A 19,736-nucleotide genomic window follows, 5' to 3' on the forward strand; every position below is an offset into this window, starting at 1 on the left:
CCGGGGGGCGGCCATCGCCTCAGCCGGCCGCCATCAGTTGTTCGACCAGGCGGGCGGCGGCCAGTACGCGCCAGTCGGCGCCGCGCGGGCCGGCGATCTGCAATCCGACCGGCAGGCCGTCGCGCCCGGTGCCGCACGGCACCGAGATCGCCGGCGCCTGCGCATGATTGAAGAACGGCGTGAAGACGGCATGCGCCCGCGGTTCGACGGCGACGCCGCCGATCCGCTCGGGGCCAAGCCGGTCGTTGCGCCAGGCCACGCACGGCGTGGTCGGGCACAGCAGCAGGTCATGGTCGGTGAAGAACGCCGCCAGTGCCAGGCCGATGCGGCGGCTCGCCTCGCGAGCACCTGCTACCTCGGCGCCGCTCCATGACAGGCCGCGCTCGATCTGTCGCGCGATGTCCGGATCGAAGCGATCCGGGTCGCGCCGCCAGGCCTCGCCATACAGATTGGCCAGCCCGACATGCTGCAGCGGCATCAGCGCCGCCTCGCCGGCCCCTTCCGGCCAGACCGGATCCTGCCGCGCGATGCGCAGCCCTGCCGCACGCAGGCGTGCCACCGCCGCTTCGAAGGTCTCGGCGACATCGTCGTCGACCGGTGTATCCAGGCCCAGGCGCGGGCTGACCGCGATGCGAAGCCCCTCCAGCGGCTCGGCGGCAGCGCACTGAAAGCCCATGGAGTCGGGATCGCGCGGATCGGGTCCGCACAGCGCGCGGAACATCAGCGCGGCGTCGTCGACCGTGCGCGTGATCGGCGCCATCACCTGGATGCCCGGAAACGCGTGCGGAAAACCCGCGGCATCGGGAATCGCGCCGAACGACGGCTTGAAGCCGACCACGCCCGCGTGCGCAGGCGGGCGGCGACTGGAGCCGCCGCCATCGGTGCCCAGCGCCAGCGGCGCCATGCCGGCGGCCACCGCCACCGCGCAACCGCCCGACGAGCCGCCGGCGGTCAGCGCGGTGTCCTGCGGATGGCGCGTCAGCCCGTAAACCTTGTTGGTGGTCAGGCCCTTGCAGGCGAATTCCGAGGTATTGCCCATGCCGAGCACGATGGCGCCGGCCGCGCGCAGCCGTTCGACCGCGATGGCGTCCTCGGGCGCGACGAAGTCGCGGTACAGCAGCGAGCCCTGGGTCACGCGGCGGCCGCGTACCCACACCACATCCTTGACGACCACTGGCACGCCGGCGAGCGGCAGCCGTTCGCCGGCGGCCAGGCGCTCGCGCAGTCGCGCGACGTCGGCGTCGACCAGATCGCGGCGCTCTTCGAAGACGGCATTGAGCTCGCCGTTGCGCGCGTCGATGCGTGCCTGGCACGCCGACACCACCGCGCCGGGATCGAGCTCGCCCGCGTTGACCTGGGCCGCGATGCCGGCGGCGTTCAGGTACGGCGGCGCGGCATTGTGCTCATGGCCGCTATCCTGCCGACTGCGATTCGGATGGGACATCAAAGGCTTCCTCCCGAAGTCCGGTAACGCGGCTTTGCCATCTCCGGCAGCGCGCACGGCAGGAATTCGCCGTGCCCCGCCGTCGCCTGCATCTTGCCCTCGTGCGCGACGACCTTGCCGCGCACCAGCGTCGTGATCGGCCAGCCCTTGACGCGCGTGCCTTCGTACGGCGTGTAATCGACCGCGTGGTGCAGGTCGGCATTGCGGATGACCACCTCGCGCTCCGGGTCCCAGATCGCCAGATCGGCATCCGCGCCGATCGCGATGGTGCCCTTGCGCGGATGCAGGCCGTAGAGCTTGGCGGGGTTGGTCGACGTCAGCGCGACGAACTGGTTCAGCGAAATGCGTCCGCCGCCGACGCCCTCGGAGAACAGCAGCGGCAGCCGCGTCTCCAGCCCGGGGATGCCATTCGGAATATAGCGGAACGGCACCTCCTGTCCGCCCGGCTGCTTGCCTTGCGGATCGTCGTAGCGGAACGGCGCATGGTCCGACGAGAAGATCGTGAACAGGCCATCGGCCAGGCCGTCCCAGATCACCTCCTGGTTGGCGCGGTCGCGCGGCGGCGGGCTGCAGACGCATTTCGCGCCATGGTAGCCGGGCTGATCGAGGTCGGACGCCGTCAGGAACAGGTACTGCGGGCACGTCTCCGCGAAGATCTTCATGCCGCGCGCGCGGCTCCAGCGGATCTGTTCGACCGCTTCGCGACCCGACACATGGACGATCAGGATCGGCACGTCGACCAGTTCCGAGAAGGTGATGGCGCGGTGCGTCGCCTCGCGCTCGATCGCCATCGGCCGCGCGATGGCATGAAAGCGCGGCGCGGTCTTCTGCTCGGCCTCCAGCCGGTCGGTCAGCCAGGCGATGCAGTCGGAGTTCTCGGCGTGAATCATCACCAGCGCGCCTTCCTGCCTCGCCACGGTCAGCACCTCGAGGATTTCGCGGTCGCCCAGCTTCAGGTCGTCGTAGGTCATGTAGACCTTGAACGACGTGTAGCCCTTGCGGATCAGGGAAGGCAGCTCGTCGCGCAGGACCGTCTCGGTCGGATCGGAGACGATCAGGTGGAAGGCGTAGTCCACCACGGCACGCCCTTCGGCCCGGCGATGGTAGTCGGCCACGGCGGCGCGCAGCGACTGGCCCTTTTCCTGCGCCGCGAACGGAATCACGGTGGTGGTGCCGCCGCACGCGGCCGAGATGGTGCCCGACTGGAAGTCGTCCGCCATCTTCAGGCCATCGGGCATCGGCTGGTCGAGGTGGCAATGCGCATCGACACCACCCGGCAGCACCAGCTTGCCGCTCGCATCGATCTCCTCGCGGGCGCTGCCCAGATCGTGGCCGAGTTGGACGATGCGGCCACCGGCGATCGCGATGTCGCACTGCACGGTGTCGCTGGCGGTCACCACCGTGCCATTGCGGATCAGAAGGTCGAACTGTTTCACGGGTATCTCGTTACGATTGTTGTTCTCGCGCGGCATACGCGGCGCTCGTTCAGCGTCCGGCCTCATTGCCGAGGTCGGACAGGCGGGCCCGTGCGGTCTCGCGGGCGACGCCCGCTGCGACGGCGATCAGCACGCATACCACGGCCAGGTAGATGGCGACCGGCGTGCTGCTGCCGAAGCGGTCCAGCAGGCCGACGGCGATCAGCGGGGCCAGCGCGCCGCCGAACACGCCGGCGAACTGGAAGCCCAGCGAGGCCCCGGTGACCCGCACCTTCGTGGCGAACAACTCCGGCAGGAAGGAAGCGAGCGGCGAGAACATGAAGGACACCAGCACCATGCCGATGAACGAGGCCAGCATGATCAGCGCCGGGCTCAGCGTATGGACCAGCGCGAAGAAGCCGAAGGCCCACAGCGCGCCGCCGATGCCGCCGATCATCAGCACGGGGCGGCGGCCGATGCGGTCGGCCAGCAGGCCGGCAACGGGGATGAACAGGATCTGCGCGACGGCGCCAAGCAGTACGGCATTGAGCGCGATGCTCTTGGGCAGGCCCAGCTTGGTCGGCACGTAGTACAGCAGGAACAGCGTGAAGACGTAGAAGGCGATATCGCCGCCCAGGCGCGCGCCGAAGGCGATCAGCAGCTGCTTCTTGTAGTGGCGCAGCACTTCGGCGATCGGCGCGCGCGCTTCGGCGTGCTGTGCTTCGGCCTTCTCGAACACCGCGGACTCGCGCACATTGGCACGGATGTACATGCCCACCGCGACCAGCAGCGCGCTCAGCAGGAAGGGCACACGCCATCCCCAGCTCAGGAACGCCTCTTCCGACACCATCCACGTCACCATCGCGAAGACGCCGTTGGCCAGCAGCAGCCCGATCGGCGCGGCCAGCTGCACCAGACTGCCCAGCAGTCCTCGACGCCTGCCTTCGGGATCGAGCTCGTTGACCATGATGGCCGCGCCGCCCCACTCGCCACCCAGCGCGAGGCCCTGGATCACGCGCAGCAGCACCAGCAGCAGCGGCGCCAGCATGCCGACGCTGCCGTAGGTCGGCAGCAGCCCGATGCCGAAGGTCGCCAGGCCCATCATCAGCAGCGTGACGATCAGCACGGACTTGCGGCCGAACTTGTCGCCGAAGTGGCCGAAGATCGCTGCGCCCAGCGGCCGCGCGACAAACGCGACGCCGTAGCTGGCGAAGGACAGCAGCGTCGCCGTCAGCGGATCGCTCTGCGGGAAGAACAGCTTCGGAAAGACCAGCGCGGCGGCCGATCCGTAGATGAAGTGGTCGTAGAACTCCAGCGTGGTCCCCGCCACGCTGGCGCCCGCGACCCGCGCGACCGACTGGGGACGGTCCTGCGCGGTACGCGCGGTTGCGTCGACACTGACTGCTTGCATGATGCGTTCTCCTCCGGAGGGCCGCCTGTCGGCGGTTGGCATGTTGGCGTAGTGGGTGGGACTGCCGCATCCGTGCCGTCGGCACGGCCCTCGCATGGCGTCTCACTGTCCCGTACAGTAGTCCAATAACCGCCATACAATAAAGACGAAAATTGTTTGACGAAAGTGGTGCATGTGCATGCCGGCTATTGGTGCGGCGCACGGTTTCGGGGGCACGGCCGCGGTCGTGCAGGCCAAGCGGGGAAAGGGTTTGCGGGGTGGGAGCGGGAATTGGCTGCGGTGCAGCACCGACCGGCGTCGGTGAACGCCGATGGTCCGCTCGCTAGGGAAAACGAGGGGGGTCGCCTGGCCGTGCGAGGCAGTCCTGCCGTCACACGTCGACGATGGCAAGGCTCAACAACGCCGCGCTCATGCCGATATCCGAATGATCCGCACGGGTGTGTGGATCGTCGGCCTTTCCGACGCTATCAACGCCTATACCGACAGACAAATAACATGCTCAAGGCAGCCATCTACAGGGTCATCCCGGTCGCACTTTGCATTGCCACACTGGCCGGCTGTGCCACGTTCAACAATTCCGAGCCCTTCCCCAAGGAACAGAAGCAGGTCGCAGTGGACATCAGCAAGGAGATGCCGTCGACGTGGTCGGAAATGCCGACCGGTGTCTATGCCGTGCCGAATACGCGCTTGCTGGTCAGCGGCCATCAGACCGGCTCCGGCGCCGCCATGCTGTTTGGCCCGCTGGGCGTGCTGGTCGGCAGCGCCATCAATGCGGAGCGCGCCAAGTCGCTGCTCGGCGACGACAAGGCGATCGCGGACCACGATATGGTGGCCGTCACCGAGAAGCTGCTGAAGGAGGGCCTCGCCGCCGACGGTGCGACCAAGCTGACTTACGGCCCCGCCGCCGCTGGCGCCTCGCAACTGACGCTGACCCCGTTCGGCGTGCTCAGCTACATAAACGACAAGGACGTGCGCCCGTATGTCGTGGTCCGAACCGCGCTCAAGGATGCGTCCGGCAAGCAGCTTTGGAGCACGCGCTATATCTCCGCCAGCGCGGAAGCCAAGCCGTTCGCGGGCGAGGGCGGCTGGTTCGCCGACAACGCAAAGTCGCTCAGGGCGGCGCTCGACCAATCGCTGAAGCGAAGCATCGACGTGATGCTGCGCGATATCGCCGGCAAGACGCTGCGCGATGCGACGAAGTGGACGTATGTCGGTGGCCAATATGCCTTCGTCAAGGAACCGCTGAAGGTCAAGGGTACCGTCGTTCTCGACGAGCCGGACTATATTGCGTTCACCCCTCGGCTGGGCGATGTGATCGTGTTCACCGGCGTCAATATCTTCGACCGCAAGATCGTCTCGATCGCCGAGGCGACCGAGCAGGACCCGAACTTCGCCAAGTACGAGCCGGTGCCTGTGGAACCCGCAAAGAGCGCGGCCACAACGGTGTCGGCACCGGCGGCGCAGTAATCCGCTTGCGTGGCCCTCGCGACGTTGGCGTTACGGCCTTGCTGGCTCTCGACTGCGATGGCGAAGCGCCGCGCGAAATCGCGGCGCCGCCTCGCCCAGATGCTCCCACAGCCGGTTCGCGACGGGCCCATGCGGCCGGTCGCGCCGGCGGGCGGCGACCAGCTCCTCGACACGACCCGGCAGATAGCGGCCGGCGATCGACAGCAGCCTTCCTTCGGCCAGTTCCCGCTCGATCAGGAAGCGGGGCAGATGCCCCCCACCCCATCCCCTGCAGGATGATCTCCTTCTTCATCATCGGATCGGGCACCGTGCATTGCGGCGCGCCGGCGATCACGAAATGCTCCTGAGCCACGGGACGCCGTGCGCTGTCGCGGATCACGCATTGCGTGAGCGCACGCAATTGCTCGGGGCGGATCGCGCGCGAGACCGGAACCGGCAGGAAGCCCGGCGCCACTACCGGGATCAGCTCGATCTTGCATAGATCCAGCCATTCGATGCGCGTGTCGCTCTTGTCGACGCGATGCACGATCAGGTCCGCCTCGCCGTCGAACAGGCGCTCCCACGGCCCGGTCACCGCTTCGACATGCAGGTCCAGCCGTGTGGCCGGATGTTCCCCGAAGAACGGACCCAGCAGCCGCAGCGTCTGCGGCGGCGGACACAGGTCGCCGATCACCACGCGCAGTTCGCTTTCCTCGCCCATCGCCAATTGCTCGGCATGAAGCTGCAGCGCATGCAGCTCGCGCAGCAGCGACTGGGCGTGCCGATGAAACGCGCGCCCCGCTTCCGTCGGGCTGACCCGGTAGCCGCTGCGATCGAGCAGCGCCAGGCCAAGCTGCCGCTCCAGCCTGGCCACCGCCGCAAACACCGCGGGATGCGTCCGATGCAGAACCGTCGCGGCCGCCTGGAAGCCTCCCTCGCGGACGACGGCGTCGAAGCACTGCAGGTCTTGCAACGTGAAGCGGGACATTGTCTGTTTCCCTGACAGAGAAGCTTAGAACTTTGTAATTTTCTCAGAGTTGGTCCGCCGCTACGATGGTTCGCGTGATTGACCCGGCGCCGATTCGGCGAAGGGCCTTCCCAACCTTCCAGGAGAACCGAGATGCAAGCGCTTTCGACCTTCACCACCAGCGACGCCCAACGGATTGCCTACCGCCTCGAGGGCGGAGCCGGCCGCCCCGTGCTGATGCTGTCCAATTCGATCGCGACGGATATGTCGATGTGGGACGGCGTGATGCCGCAACTGCTGGAACGCTTTCGCGTGCTGCGCTACGACATGCGGGGCCACGGCGCCTCCGACGTGCCGGCCGGCGCCTATTCGCTGGACCGGCTCGGGCGCGACGCGCTCGAACTGATGGATGCGCTGGAGCTTGAGCGCGTCCACTTCCTCGGCCTGTCGCTGGGCGGCATGGTCGCGCAATGGCTGGGCATCCACGTCCCCGAGCGAATCGACCGCCTCGTGCTCGCGCATACCGCCGCCTATCTCGGCCCGGCCGCGGATTGGGAGCCCCGCATCCAGACGATCCTGACCGCGACGCCGAACGAGACCGCCGAGGCGTTCCTGGGCAACTGGTTTCCCGCCGAAATGCGCGAGAAGAACGATCCGCGGATCGAGCCGTTCCGTCAGGTCCTGCTCGAAACGGACCCACGCGGCATCGCCGGCGCGCTGGCCGCCGTGCGCGATATGGACCTGCGTCGGACCATTACGCTGATTGCGCGCCCGACGCTGGTGATCGGCGGGAAGTGCGATACGGTGACACGCGCCGAGCACAGCGAAGAGATTGCAGCGGCGATTCCGGGCGCGAAGCTGGCGCTGCTGCCGGCGGTGCATATGTCGAATGTGGAGATGCGCGAGGGGTTCTTGGCGGAGGTCGGCAGGTTTCTGCGCTGATGTTGCCGCGAACACGCGCCCAGTGAGAAGGAGTTCAGTACTATTCGCCCACGGCGAGAGCGCCGGTTCCTGTCGGTCTGCACGGCACGCAGTTTGGCCATCCACCATGGAGTGAAAATGTCTCTGACCCTTCTGCTTCGCTGCAACAATCTCCAGCAAACGCGAGAGTTCTATGAAGCCGTGCTGGCGTTCTCCGTTTCCGACTCGGCGGAAAACACCATCACGGTCGAGAAGTATGGGTGCAAGCTGCTGTTCACCGAAGCGAACCTCTGGAATGCGGCTCCTGCCTTGACCGGCACCATCTACTTCACCGTTTCGGAGGTGGATGATCTGTATGCGATGGTCAGGGACGAAGTAGAGGTGGCCTGGCCGCTGCAGAACATGGGATATGGGTCCAGGGAGTTCGCTCTGGCCGACTGCAACGGATACTTGCTGGCGTTCCGAGAGCGGGTTTGACGCTTGACGTCGGGACTCTGAAAGAGCCGGACCGACTCGCGGACCGGAAGCGGCGAACACTCGAATCGATGGGTCAAAAAAAGCGCCGCCCAAAGGCGGCGCAATCAGGCTTCGTCCATTAGCCCAAGTGTCGATAATCTTTCCGAGCTGGATCAGAACCGGTAGGTAACGCTGCCCACCACGGTCCGGCGGGCGCCGAAATAGCAGTCGCCGCGGGCGAGGCAGGTACTGATGTATTCCTTGTCGAACAGATTCGTAAAGTTCAGTGCGACCCGCACCGGACCGTGGTCGTAGGCAAGCATCGCATCCACCAGCGTCGCGCCGTCGACCTTGTTGTTGTCCGTGCCGTCATAGCTTGCGCTGAAGTAGCGCACGCCGGCACCCGCGGAGAACCCCGGCGTATCGAACAGCTTGAATTTGTAGGTGCCCCACAGCGAAGCCATATGCTTCGGAATGCTGGCGAGCCGTTTGCCGGTGTCGGTTGCCGTGCCCTGGAGGATGCGCGCGTCCAGGTACGTGTAGTTCGCGATCACATCGAAACGGTTGTTCAGCGATGCCAGCGCTTCCACTTCGACACCGCGCGTGCGAGCCTCGCCGACCTGCACGTTGTCGGGCTGCCCGTTCACCACCCCAGCTACCTTGCGGTTCTTCTCGCGCATGTCGAACACGGCCATCGTCACCATCGCGTTCTTGCCGGGCGGCTGGTATTTAAGACCGGCTTCCCATTGCTTGCCGCGCAGCGGTTTGAAGGGTTCTCCGGCGCGGTTGAAGCCGGCCTGGCCCTGGAACGATTCCGAGTAGCTGATATACGGGTTCAAGCCGATATCGGAGCGATACATCAGCCCGGCCCGCTTGGTCAATTCGTTGTCGTCGCGGGAGGCCGACGGCGTGTTGTCCTGCCCGGCGCGCGACCAGTCGTAGCGCAGGCCGACCATCAGCAACCATTTGTTCCACGCCATCTGGTCCTGCATGTACAGGCCCGTCTGGATTTGCTTGCTTGGGTTCATGTCCCTGAACGACGTCGGTCCCGTGTAGTTTCCATAGACGGGGTTGAATACATCGATCGGAGCCGCGGTCACGCCTACGCCGGTCCGGCCTGTAATTTCCGAGTGCTGGTAGTCCACGCCGGTCAAGAGCGTGTGATCGAGGCTACCGGTGCGGAATTTCGCCTGGGCCTGCGTGTCGACAACGAACGCGTTCAGCGTTGGCTGGCTGAAGGTGGCGGTGCGCCTCAACAGCCGATCGCTGCCTGGCACCCAACCATGGCCGGCTCCATTGAATCCCGCCGTATAAATGCTGCGGTAGTCCACGGTGCTATGCGAATACCGGAGGTTCTGCCGGAACGTGAATACTTCATTGGCCTTGTGCTCGAACTGATAGCCCACCGCTGCCTGTTCGGCCTTGTATCGGTCGAATCCCGGTTCGCTGACGAAGAAGCTGTCGGGAATTTGCCCGGCCGGATTGTTGTACAGCATGCCGCGCCATGGCAGGAAGCCCGCGGTGGTATTGCTGTCATCCCGCTGGAAATTCGCCAGCAGCGTAAAACGACGTATCGCTGTTCGGCCGATACGTCAGCGACGGGGCGATCAGATAGCGATTGTCCTGGGCAAAGTCGACATGGGTGTCGCTGTCGCGCGCCAGCGCGACCAGTCGATACAGCCATTTGCCGTCCGCATCGAGCGGCCCGGTCAGGTCGGCCTGCACCTGCTTGCGGTTGTTGTTGCCGAACTGCACGCCGATTTCGCGCGCTGCCTCGGCCTGCGGCCGCTTGCTGACCAGGTTCAGGATGCCGCCGACTGCGCCCTGACCGAACAGCATCGACGACGGGCCGCGCAGGATGTCGATCCGCTCCAGCGCATACACGTCGGGGCGGACGTTGTTGTAGAAGCCCACCGCATTGAGCAGGCCGTCCTGGTATTGCGTGAAATCGGTGCCGCGAAAGCGTCCCCAGTCGCCGCGATTGTCGTTGCCGTAGAGGCCGGCGTGGACGCCCGCGGTATAGCCCATCGCCTGCTGCACCGATTGCGCGCCCTGCGCCTCGATGCGGTCGCGCGTGATCACGGTGATCGACTGCGGGGGTTTCCATGATCGGCGTATCGGTCTTGGTCGCGGTGGCGCTGCGCTTGGCGACGTAGCCAAAGACCGGGCCGGTGGCGGTTTCGTTGTCGCTGGTGGCCCGCACGGTGACCGCCGGCAATTCGGCGGCGGCGGTGGCCGTAGCGGCGGCGGGGGCGGTGGCAGGAGCAGAAGAGGCGGGGGGCGCAGCCGGCGCCGAAGCATCGGCGGTTGCGGACTGCTGGGCCCAGACCATGCCGGCGGCTTGCAGGCCCAGGGCGAGAGTCGTCAGGCGAAGGGCATGGCCGCGGTGGCGGCCGCGGCGATGGGTTGCACGCTGTGGCATGGTCGGTTCCGTCTATATTTTTTCAGAACGCCCGCGAAATGCCGCCGCGGTGCGGCAGCGCGGACCGTGACGTCGATCCGTGCGGGTCGGAGGCTCAGTGGTCGAACGATAAATGCGAATCGTTCGTGTTAACCTTGGCATTGTAACGGCATGTGTCGAGCCGGACATAAAAGGGTGAGCGCGCCACAGGGTTAATCGCCTCGCGTGCTCTCCCAGATGTCATGCCGCCCAGGGAAGCACCAACAGGACAGGAGGGCCGCGATGCCGCTGCCGCCGTATTTCGCCGATCGACGCGACGCCGGCGTCCAATTGGCGCGCCGCGTGAGCGAACTGGGCTACGCGAAACGAGAGGGAAGCCAGCCGCCGCTGGTGCTGGCCCTGCCGCGCGGCGGCGTGCCGGTCGCGTTCGAGGTGGCCCGCGCGCTGGGCGCGGCGCTCGACATCCTGCTGGTGCGCAAGATCGGTGCGCCCGGCTATCCCGAACTGGCGCTGGGGGGCGGTGGTGGAGGGCGATGCCACCGGTTCGCCGCCGCATACCGTCGCCAACGACGACGCGTGGACGCGCCGCGCGGTCGACAGCGGCGCCTTCGAACTGGAGCGCGGCCGGCAGTTGGGAGAAATCGCTCGGCGCCAGCAGCGCTATCGCGGCGGGGCCCCGGTGGCGGCGATGCGCGACCGCGTCGTGATCATGGTCGACGACGGCGTGGCGACGGGCGCGACGATGCGCGCGGCGCTGGAGAGTGCGCGCCATGCCGGGGCGGCGCGCGTCATTGCGGCGGTGCCGGTCGCTTCGGTGGAGGGGGCTGGCGTCGCTGCGGGACGCCGCCGACGAATGCGTCTCGCTGTGGGTGCCCGATGACTTCGGCGCGGTAGGCGCGTATTACGCGGACTTCGAGCAGACCACCGACGAAGAGGTGATGGCCTTGCTGCGCGAGGCACTCAACGCGCAGCGCTCCTGAGCGGCGCAGGCCGTCAGGCGCGCTGCTGCGCCAGCCGCCGCTTCAGATGCGGAATCAGTCCGCCGGCGCGCAGCATGTCGAGCAGGAACGCCGGGATCGGCTCGCAGGGCACGCGGCCGCCGTCGGGCAGCACGACGGCCGCGTTCTCCAGATCCAGGGTCGCGTGTTCGCCGTCGACCAGTCTGGCGGTATCCGCGCAGACCAGCGCCGGCAGGCCAAGATTCAGGGCATTGCGATAGAACAGGCCGGCGAACGATGGCGCGATCACCGCCGCCACGCCGAGATGGCGCAACGCCTGCGGAGCCTGCTCGCGCGACGAGCCGACGCCGAAATGCCGTCCGCCGACGACCACATCGCCCGGCCGTACGGTGGCAGGAAATTCGGGGCGCAAACCGGCCAGGCAATGGCGCGCGATCTGCTCGATGCCGCCTTTCATCTGCGTGGCGGGCGCCATCGCATCGGTATCGACGTTGTCGCCGAAGCGCCAGATGCGGCCAGCGGCCTGGCGTTCGGGCCCGGTATGGGGTCCGTTATCGGGTCCGTTATCGGGTCCGTTATCGGGTCCATTATCGGGTCCATTATCGGGGCCGTTATGGCTCGGCGTATCCATGCGGATCTCGGTCGTCACAGCAGCGAGCGGGGGTCGGTGATGCGGCCCGTCACCGCCGATGCGGCCACGGTCATCGGCGAGGCCAGCCACACCGCGCTGCCGGCATCGCCCATGCGTCCGGCGAAGTTGCGCGCGGTCGAGGCGATCGCCCGCGTGCCGGCGGCGAATCGCGTGGGTCCGTACCCGGCGCAGGCATTGCACGCATTGGGCAGCAGTTGCGCGCCGGCATCGACGAGCGCCGCCAGCGTGCCTTCGCGCTCGGCCTGCTGCTGGTCGCGCAGCGAGGCCGGCGCCAGTTGCAGCGAGACGCCCGGCGCGACCTTGCGCCCGCGCAGGATCCGCGCGGCCATGCGCAGATCGTCGAGCTTGGCGCCCGTGCAGGCGCCGAGATAGGCAAGGTCGATCGGCTCGCCCTGGGCGTCGCTGACCGGCGCGCCGTTGGCCGGCGAGTGCGGCGCGGCGACCTGGGGCGACAAGGCGGCGGCGTCGAAGCGGTGGGTTTGCAGCAGCGGCGCATCGGCATCGCTGCGCCAGTGCTGCAGATCGATCTGCGCCAGCGTGGCGGCCGGCACGCCGGCCTGTTCCAGCCATTGGAGCGTGGTGGCATCCGGTGCGACGAGGCCGGTCTGCGCGCCCAGCTCCGCGCTCATATTGGTCAGCGTCATCCGCTCCTGCATCGACAGCGCAGTCACCGCCGAGCCGGCATATTCGACGGCCTCGTAGCGGCCGCCGCCCAGCCCAAGCCGGGCGCACAGGAACAGCATGATGTCCTTGGCGCAGACGCCGTCGGCCAGCGTGCCGTCCCATTCGATGCGGATGGTCTGCGGCACGCGCAGCCAGATCTCGCCGGTGGCCAGCACGCCCGCCATCTCGGTGGCGCCGATGCCGAACATGTAGGCGCCGAACGCGCCGCCGGTCGGGCTGTGGCTGTCGCCGCCGACGATGAACTGGCCCGGCAGCACGTAGCCGCGCTCGGGCAGCACCACGTGGCAGATGCCTTCGTTGTCGATCAGATGCGGCAGGCGCTGTTCGCGGACCCAGTCGCGCGTGAAGCGCACGATGGCCTCGGCCTCGGCATCCGCGGCCGGCACGAAGTGGTCGGTCACGACGACGAAGCGCTCGGGGTCCCAGACCTTGGCGCCCAGCTCGCGCAGCAGCGGCGCGACGCGGCGCGGTCCGCTGGAGTCGTGCGACATCGCCAGATCGACCTTGCATGTCACCACGGTACCGGGCGTCACGCTGTCCAGGCCCGCGGCGCGGGCGACCAGCTTCTGTGCGAGGGTTTGCGCCGAGGCGGTCCCGGCGCCGGCACGGCTCATTCCACCTTGGCTCCCGAATAACGCACGACGGTGGCCCAGCGCTTGATGTCCTGCTTGACGAAGGCACCGAAGGCCTCCGGCGTGCTGGCGACCGGCTGCGCGCCATCGCTTTCGAGGCGCTTGGCGACCGACGGCGTCTCCAGGCCCCGCCGTGCGGCCTGGTAGAGCGTGCGCGTGACCCCGGGCGGCAGCCCTGCCGGTCCGAACAGCCCGAACCAGGCGTTGGACTCGAAGCCCTTGACCGTCTGCGCGATCGGCGGCACGCCCGGCAGCTGCGGCAGCGGCGCAGGGCTGGTGACCCCGAGCGCCTTGAGCTTGCCGGCCTTGATATGCGGCAGCACGTTCAGGGTGCTGGCGAACATCAGCTCGACGCGGCCCGACAGCAGGTCGGTGACGGCCGGCGTCGTGCCCTTGTACGGAATGTTGACGATGTACGTGCCGGTCATCATCTTGAACATGTCGCCGGCCAGATGCACCGACGAGCCGACCGCGCCGATGCCGAAGTTCAGCTTGCCGGGACGGGACTTGGCCAGCTGGATCAGCTCGGCGACATTGTTGGCCGGCACCGAGGGATGGGCGACCAGCACGCTCGGCACGCTGGCCACCAGCGTGATCGGCGTGAAATCCGCGACGGGATCGAAGGGCAGGTTCTTGTACAGCGTCGCGTTGATGGTATGGCTGGTGAAACTCATCAGCAGCGTGCTGCCGTCCGGCGCGCTCTGCGCCACCAGCTCGGCGGCGATATTGCCGCCGGCGCCCGGGCGGTTCTCGACCACGACGGACTGGTCCAGCAGCTTGCCCATCTCGTTGGCGATGGTACGGGCCAGCGTATCGGTGGTGCCGCCGGCCGGCGCGCCGACCAGGATGCGGATGGCCTTGCCGCCGGCGATCTGGCTAAGCGGGGCCGCCGACGTGCCGGATGTCGCGGAGGTGCCCGATGTCGCCGGTGTGCCGGATGTGCTCGCCTGCCCGGCAGTCCCGTTGGTTGCGCCGATGGCGCTGGACGGCGCAAGCAGCGACAGCAGCGGTATCGGCGACGCCAGCGATGTCAGCAGCGTTGCCGCGCCCAGCCGGAACGCGGCGCGGCGGGTCTTGACGATGCCAGCGGGGTGCGCCGGTGGCGGAAGGGAACGGCTGGCTCGGTGCAGCGGCATGACGCGAGTCTCCTTGTCTGATCGTCGAAGCGCGCAGCATGGCGCGCCTGCGTCAGTCGCGCAAGCTGGTGCGGGTCCCGTTGTCGACCCAGACGTTGGCGCTGTCGCCGCCTGCCGGCGACAGTTCCATCCGGTATTCGTAGCGGTCGGGCCGGTACTGTCCCAGCAGCAGCTGGATCGGCCGGCCGGACTTGTCCTGCACCACCCGGCGCGTCGCCAGCAGCGCGGCGCCGACCGGCACCTCCAGCAGCGGGGCCACCACCACGTCGGCCAGCCGGGCCGACAGCACCTGGGTGGCACGGCCCAGCTTCAGGCCGCCGCGGTTCTCCAGCAGCCGCAGGATCGGCGTGGTTTCCAGGTCCTTGCGCGTCAGATGGCGGCCCAGGTCGGCCGGCACGTAGACGGTGATATGGGACAGCGGCTCGCCGTGGTAATGGCGCACGCGCACCACCTTGGTGACGGGATCGCCCGGCTGCAGGCACAGCGATTCGGCGACGTCCGGGGCGGCCTGCACCTCCTCGATCGAGATCACGTTGACCGAGGTCTTCTGCCCCATGTCCAGCAGGTTGTCCAGCAGGCTGACGGTGCGCGGCGCATTGGCGGCCGGCGCGATCGGATGCGGATTGACGAAGGTGCCCAGCCCGCGATGGCGGCGCACCAGGCCTTCCTGCACCAGGCGATCGAACACCCGGCGCATGGTCACGCGCGACGCATGAAATTGCTTGGCCAGGTCGATCTCGCCCGGCAGAGGCCCCTGGCCAAAACGGCCTTCCACAATCTGTTGGCGCAGCACCACGTAAATCTGGTGATACAGGGGAACGACGGCTTCACTCATGGTTTCCCTTGCGAGTCGACGACAGGTCGGCAATTAGTTTAATGTACTTTAAATCAGACATGGATCAAAGTGACAACGGAATACTTGCCGCCGTCTGAATTCGCACATTCGGTTGGCAAGCCGGTCACGGCCCTTGGCGGAACAACGTCGATGCAATGTCGACACCATTTCGATGCAATGCGGCCGGCGTTTTCGGGCCTGCGTTTCCGCAACGGGAAGCGACGCATGAAGCGCGCCCCCTGGCGACGGCCGCCCATGATCCTCGATGCGGTCCATCCGAAACATCCCCCCCAATGCAGGACGTGCTTAAAAAAACACCACCCACGCCTTGCCCGATTCCTCGTTTCATTTCCGTAACGCGACGTCGGCCGGATCGGTTTTATCGGGTGTCCGACTTAACTATCCGGCGATAAACATATTTTTTTGCCGCAGTCGGAATTCACGGCCGGCGGGACTTTTCGCCCGCTGTCACATCGATGTGACATGTCTGTTCCGGTTCACAGTATTTGGGCTCCCAGTGTCGCACCGAAAGCGGGATCTTGCACCGCAGCAGGGCCATTTTGGCCTTGTTTTACAAGGGGAAAGCGACGCGTGCGCGGGGTGCTGGCACCGAATATGCGCAGGGCGCTTCGGTTTGGCCAATGCCGGACCATGACCTGGCTACCGCTTCGTTTTCCGTCTGACGAGGGCGGCGCCGGGCTGAGTCGCAGAGAACATCCTCCTGGGAGCTATGTATGAAAAAGACCTTACTCGCGTCCGCCGTCGCCCTGACTCTCGGGGTGACAGGGCACGCCTTGGCACAGACCGCAACCGACGACGCCGTGGCGGTGAATGTCAATGTCACCGACAACGACACCACCACCACGACCAAGACCAACTCGGAGAACCGCGGACGCGCATGGGCTGAGGGCCTTGGCACGACTGCGGCAAACAACGGCTCCACCTCGACCGCCAACTTCTCCAATGCCTTCAATACGAGCCGTGCGGTCGCCATGACGCGCCTGAACGGCACGGTCAGCGGCCTGACCGTCAGCCATATCGGCAACGTGGCCCGCCAGATGGGTAATGCCAGCGGCGGCGCCGGCGGCCGCGGTGGCGCGGGCACCGGCGGTAATGCCATGGGCGGCACCGGCGGCAATGGCGGCAACAGCGGCAATGGCGGCGCCGGAGGTAACGGCGGTGCCGGCGGCTTGGCAACCATCGGCGATGCGACCGCGGGCGATGCCACCAACGGCAGCGCAACGGCGGGCCGCGGCGGCTATGGCGGTAACGCCAACGGCACCGCGGGCCGGGGCGCGAACGGCGTCGGCACCGGCGGCGGCGCATTGGCCGCCAGCGTGGGCGTCGGCGCGCGCGGCGCCAATGGCACCGGTGCGGGCGGTAACGGCACCGGCGGCAGCCTGGCCGGCGGCGGCGATGGCGGCGGTGCCGGTGCGGCGTCGGGCGGCTCGCTCGGCGCAAGCGCCGGCCTGGGCGGCAGCAGCAGCTCGAGCGGCGGCGGCGCACGCGGTCCTGGCGCTGACACCACGGCGACCACCGCTGGCGCGGGCGGCGCAGGCACCGGCGGCGCAGTGACCACCGCGGGCGGCACGTCCGGCGCGGCGGGCGGTGCCGGCGGCGCTGGCACCACCGGCGCGGTGGCGGCCACCGGCGGCGCGGGCACCGGCACCGGCGGTGCGGGTGGCGCAGGCACTGGCGGTGCGGCGACGGCTTCGGGCGGCGCCGGCACGGGCACCGGTGGCGCGGGCGGCGCGCAGACCAGCGTGGCCGGTAACGGCGGCGCCGGCGGCAATGCCACCAACGGCGGCGCGACCACCACGGCCAGCAATGGCAATGCCACGGCCGGCGCTGGCGCAGTCGGCGCGGCTGGTGCGGCCAGCGGTGCCGGCGGTGCCGGTGGCGCGGGTGCGGGCGGTACCGGCGGCGTGGGCAACGGTGCGACCGGCGGTGCCGGTGGTGCCGGCGGCGCGGCCCTAGCCGATGCAGGCACGTTCAACATGTCCAACGCGATGAGCAGCGTCGGGCAGTCGGCGGCCGGCATCATGATCGCCAACCAGAACAGCGGCCTCGGCTCGCTGGTGCAACAAGCCGTCACGGTCCAGGCCAACCTGGCTGTAGGCAGGTAAGACACTGCGCGCTCGCGCATGCCGTTGCGTGGATGGCGCACCGGCATCGCGCCTTGCGCGGTGTTGCTCTGCAGGAGTGGGCGTCCCGGCCTCGCGTCGGGACGCCCGTTCGACGGGACACAAGGAGGCACCATCATGCGAGCGGTCCGCACCGCTGTCGGCGCTTTGACGACAGCATTCCTGCTCTGGCCCGGCCTGCACGCCGCGGCGGAGCCGTCCGCCGCGCCAGAAGCGGCGAGCCCGACGGCCGCGATGCCGGCCAACGTCGGCATGCCGGAAGACAACAGCGAGGACACCACCGTGGCCGCGGCACCGCGGACAACGGTCGATGCACCGGCGCCAGCGCAATCGGGCACCGTGCTCGCCGGCTTCGGCAAGGCGGTCGGCACCGACACGCTGGCCGATATCCGCGGCGGCGCCGAAGTGGTGGTCAACGACATGCGCCTGGCCGGCGTGGTGGCGGACAACACCGCCAATCGCGTCATCACGGGCAGCAACGCGATTTCGGATGGGGCGTTCGCCAACGCGAGCGGCCTGCCCACGGTGATACAGAACACCGGCGCCAATACGCTGATCCAGAACGCGACGATTCTGAACGTGCGATTCGGGCCATGAAGCGGGCCATGAAGCCGGCCATGAAGCGGGCCATGAACCTGCCACGCCTTGCCGCGCTGGCGGCGCTCGCCTGGGCGTCGGCCATGGTGCCGGCGCACGCCGCCGATACGGTGGTGCTCCAACCGGCCGGCAGCGACTACAAGGTCCGGACGGTGAGCCTGAAGGAAGCGCGCTTCAAGACCACCATCCGGCAGCAGTACGACTTCAGCTGCGGCTCGGCCGCAGTGGCGACCCTGCTTACCTATCAGTACGGCCATCCGGTCACGGAAGCCGAAGTGTTCCAGCAGATGTACCTGACCGGCGATCGCGCCAAGATCCAGCGCGAGGGCTTCTCGCTGCTGGACATGAAGCGTTTCCTCGAAACGCGCGGCTTCATGGCCGACGGCTTCGAACTGCCGCTGTCCAAGCTCGAGGAAACCCAGGTCCCGGCGATCGTGCTGGTGGTCGAGAACGGCTACCACCATTTCGTCGTGATCAAGGGGGTGCGCGGCAACCGGGTGTTGGTTGGCGATCCCGCGCTCGGTACGCGAGCGTTGTCTCGCGAACACTTCGAACGGATCTGGGACAGTAGTCTTCTGTTCGTGATCCACAACCGCACCGATATCGCGCGCTTCAACCAGGCTTCGGACTGGCGCGTCGCACCCAGTGGGCCGTACTGGATGGGGGTCAATCGGGACAGTCTGTTCTTTACCGTCATGCCCAAGCATGGCGCTGGAGACTTCTAGGGACCCGTCACCATGTATCGACAAGCTATGACTACGCGGCCGGCGCGCCGCGGCGCAGCCCGTGGTGCTGCAAGCTCGGCCGCGGCAGCAGTGCTGCTCGGCGCTGGGCTGACCTGCGCCGGCCAGGCGTGGAGCACGCAGGCCCCGCGCGACGGCGGGATGGACGCCGCCCTGGCGTCCCACCCCGCCGCGGATCCGCATCACGACGCCATCGCTGCCGCGCGCAGCGGCATGGCCGGCTGGAAACCGGTCGCATCGGCACGCTTGGAAGAACTGCGCGGCGGCTTCGAGACCGGCGGCCTGCAGGTCTCGTTCGGCATCGAACGCGCCGTCTATATCAACGGCAATCTGGTGGTATCGACCAGCCTGGTGATTCCCGACGTCAGCCGCATCACCTCGGAGCAGGCCGGTCGGCTCGCCGCCGCGCTGCAGAGCGCGGCCAATGCCGGCTCGGTCGCGACCAACGCGCTGGGGCAGGCAGGGCAGGCGGGGCAGGCCGGGCAGGGCACCTCGACGCCCGGCAGCGGCAGCGCCAGTTCCTCGGCCAGCGCGGGACAGCCGGGCACGTCCACCTCCACGCCGGGCACCGCCACGGTGGCGGCGCCATCGCCCCCACCGTCTTCGGGGGACGCCCCCGATGCCGGCGCCGGCGGTGATCGCCACCGCGACCGGTTCGGTCACCACCAACGGCCTGCTCAACCTGATCCAGAACGGGCCGGGCAACAGCTTCAACGCGGGGGCGCTGGCGGGCACGCCGGCGACCGTGATCCAGAACTCGCTCAACAACCAGTCGATCCAGAGCCTGTTGACCATCGATGCGGGCGTGAACACCTTGCAGGCGTTCCGCGCGGGGGTCGCCGGCGCGGCATTGAACAGCGCCCTGCAACGGGCGGCGAGCATGCGGTAGAGCC

General features: G+C 67.9%; 15 protein-coding genes and 3 pseudogenes. 8 read left to right on the top strand and 10 right to left on the bottom strand.

What is annotated here, in order from left to right:
* Nucleotides 1-19: 19 nt before the first annotated feature.
* The 3 genes from OJJOAM_RS18730 to OJJOAM_RS18740 are packed head-to-tail and all read right to left on the bottom strand — an operon-like array spanning nucleotide 20 to nucleotide 4,270.
* The gene (locus tag OJJOAM_RS18730) at nucleotides 20-1,444 is read right to left on the bottom strand and encodes an amidase (RefSeq protein ID WP_422650696.1); all 1,425 of its coding nucleotides are present in this window, start codon (nucleotides 1,442-1,444) and stop codon (nucleotides 20-22) included.
* The gene (hydA, locus tag OJJOAM_RS18735) at nucleotides 1,444-2,880 is read right to left on the bottom strand and encodes a dihydropyrimidinase (RefSeq protein ID WP_422650697.1); all 1,437 of its coding nucleotides are present in this window, start codon (nucleotides 2,878-2,880) and stop codon (nucleotides 1,444-1,446) included. The genes OJJOAM_RS18730 and hydA overlap by 1 nt, the downstream gene beginning before the upstream one ends.
* A 49-nt stretch (nucleotides 2,881-2,929) precedes the next feature.
* Nucleotides 2,930-4,270, bottom strand: a complete 1,341-nt coding sequence (locus OJJOAM_RS18740; RefSeq protein ID WP_422650698.1) for an MFS transporter — start codon at nucleotides 4,268-4,270, stop codon at nucleotides 2,930-2,932.
* 441 nt (nucleotides 4,271-4,711) lie between these two features.
* Here OJJOAM_RS18740 and OJJOAM_RS18745 point away from each other — a divergent pair, with 441 nt between their 5' ends.
* Complete coding sequence (locus OJJOAM_RS18745) at nucleotides 4,712-5,737, top strand: hypothetical protein (RefSeq protein WP_422650699.1); 1,026 nt, start codon at nucleotides 4,712-4,714, stop codon at nucleotides 5,735-5,737.
* Between the two features lie 30 nt (nucleotides 5,738-5,767).
* Here the strand turns inward: OJJOAM_RS18745 and OJJOAM_RS18750 are convergent.
* Nucleotides 5,768-6,704, bottom strand: a pseudogene (locus OJJOAM_RS18750) (LysR family transcriptional regulator).
* Between the two features lie 132 nt (nucleotides 6,705-6,836).
* Between OJJOAM_RS18750 and OJJOAM_RS18755 the strand changes: the two are divergent.
* On the top strand, nucleotides 6,837-7,625 hold the full coding sequence (locus OJJOAM_RS18755; protein WP_422650700.1) for an alpha/beta fold hydrolase: 789 nt from the start codon (nucleotides 6,837-6,839) through the stop codon (nucleotides 7,623-7,625).
* A 117-nt stretch (nucleotides 7,626-7,742) separates the two neighbouring features.
* Nucleotides 7,743-8,081: a VOC family protein gene (locus OJJOAM_RS18760; RefSeq protein ID WP_422650701.1), complete on the top strand. Its 339-nt coding sequence runs from the start codon at nucleotides 7,743-7,745 to the stop codon at nucleotides 8,079-8,081.
* A 152-nt stretch (nucleotides 8,082-8,233) separates the two neighbouring features.
* Here OJJOAM_RS18760 and OJJOAM_RS18765 read toward each other — a convergent pair.
* Nucleotides 8,234-10,392 (bottom strand): annotated as a pseudogene (locus tag OJJOAM_RS18765) (TonB-dependent siderophore receptor).
* A gap of 351 nt (nucleotides 10,393-10,743) precedes the next feature.
* Between OJJOAM_RS18765 and OJJOAM_RS18770 the strand changes: the two are divergent.
* Nucleotides 10,744-11,441: pseudogene (locus OJJOAM_RS18770) on the top strand (phosphoribosyltransferase).
* Between the two features lie 13 nt (nucleotides 11,442-11,454).
* On the opposite strand, the gene OJJOAM_RS18775 reads toward OJJOAM_RS18770, so the two are convergent.
* Genes OJJOAM_RS18775 through OJJOAM_RS18790 form a run of 4 tightly spaced genes read right to left on the bottom strand, consistent with a single transcriptional unit; the run spans nucleotide 11,455 to nucleotide 15,359 of the window.
* Nucleotides 11,455-12,069: a 3-isopropylmalate dehydratase gene (locus tag OJJOAM_RS18775; protein WP_422650702.1), complete on the bottom strand. Its 615-nt coding sequence runs from the start codon at nucleotides 12,067-12,069 to the stop codon at nucleotides 11,455-11,457.
* Nucleotides 12,066-13,370 (bottom strand): 3-isopropylmalate dehydratase large subunit, encoded by a 1,305-nt coding sequence (locus tag OJJOAM_RS18780; RefSeq protein ID WP_422650703.1) that lies wholly within the window; start codon nucleotides 13,368-13,370, stop codon nucleotides 12,066-12,068. Before OJJOAM_RS18780 ends, OJJOAM_RS18775 begins: the two co-directional genes overlap by 4 nt.
* Nucleotides 13,367-14,524, bottom strand: coding sequence for a tripartite tricarboxylate transporter substrate binding protein (locus OJJOAM_RS18785; RefSeq protein ID WP_422650704.1), 1,158 nt, complete (start codon nucleotides 14,522-14,524; stop codon nucleotides 13,367-13,369). The genes OJJOAM_RS18780 and OJJOAM_RS18785 overlap by 4 nt, the downstream gene beginning before the upstream one ends.
* Nucleotides 14,525-14,576: 52 nt before the next feature.
* Complete coding sequence (locus tag OJJOAM_RS18790) at nucleotides 14,577-15,359, bottom strand: GntR family transcriptional regulator (protein WP_149318515.1); 783 nt, start codon at nucleotides 15,357-15,359, stop codon at nucleotides 14,577-14,579.
* A gap of 734 nt (nucleotides 15,360-16,093) precedes the next feature.
* On the opposite strand from OJJOAM_RS18790, the gene OJJOAM_RS18795 reads away from it, so the two are divergent.
* From OJJOAM_RS18795 to OJJOAM_RS18805, 3 genes are all read left to right on the top strand, one after another.
* The gene (locus OJJOAM_RS18795; RefSeq protein ID WP_422650705.1) at nucleotides 16,094-17,485 is read left to right on the top strand and encodes a hypothetical protein; all 1,392 of its coding nucleotides are present in this window, start codon (nucleotides 16,094-16,096) and stop codon (nucleotides 17,483-17,485) included.
* Between the two features lie 135 nt (nucleotides 17,486-17,620).
* On the top strand, nucleotides 17,621-18,100 hold the full coding sequence (locus tag OJJOAM_RS18800) for a hypothetical protein (RefSeq protein ID WP_422650706.1): 480 nt from the start codon (nucleotides 17,621-17,623) through the stop codon (nucleotides 18,098-18,100).
* 32 nt (nucleotides 18,101-18,132) lie between these two features.
* Entirely contained in the window at nucleotides 18,133-18,825 is a 693-nt protein-coding gene (locus OJJOAM_RS18805) for a C39 family peptidase (RefSeq protein WP_422650707.1), read from the top strand.
* 332 nt (nucleotides 18,826-19,157) lie between these two features.
* Here OJJOAM_RS18805 and OJJOAM_RS18810 read toward each other — a convergent pair whose 3' ends face one another.
* On the bottom strand, nucleotides 19,158-19,391 hold the full coding sequence (locus OJJOAM_RS18810) for a hypothetical protein (protein WP_422650708.1): 234 nt from the start codon (nucleotides 19,389-19,391) through the stop codon (nucleotides 19,158-19,160).
* Nucleotides 19,392-19,477: 86 nt separating this feature from the next.
* Here OJJOAM_RS18810 and OJJOAM_RS18815 point away from each other — a divergent pair, with 86 nt between their 5' ends.
* Nucleotides 19,478-19,732 (top strand): hypothetical protein, encoded by a 255-nt coding sequence (locus OJJOAM_RS18815; protein WP_422650709.1) that lies wholly within the window; start codon nucleotides 19,478-19,480, stop codon nucleotides 19,730-19,732.
* The last annotated feature ends 4 nt before the right edge of the window (nucleotides 19,733-19,736 follow it).

Source organism: Cupriavidus sp. H18C1, assembly GCF_049311595.1.
GTDB classification, from domain to species: Bacteria; Pseudomonadota; Gammaproteobacteria; order Burkholderiales; family Burkholderiaceae; genus Cupriavidus; species Cupriavidus cauae.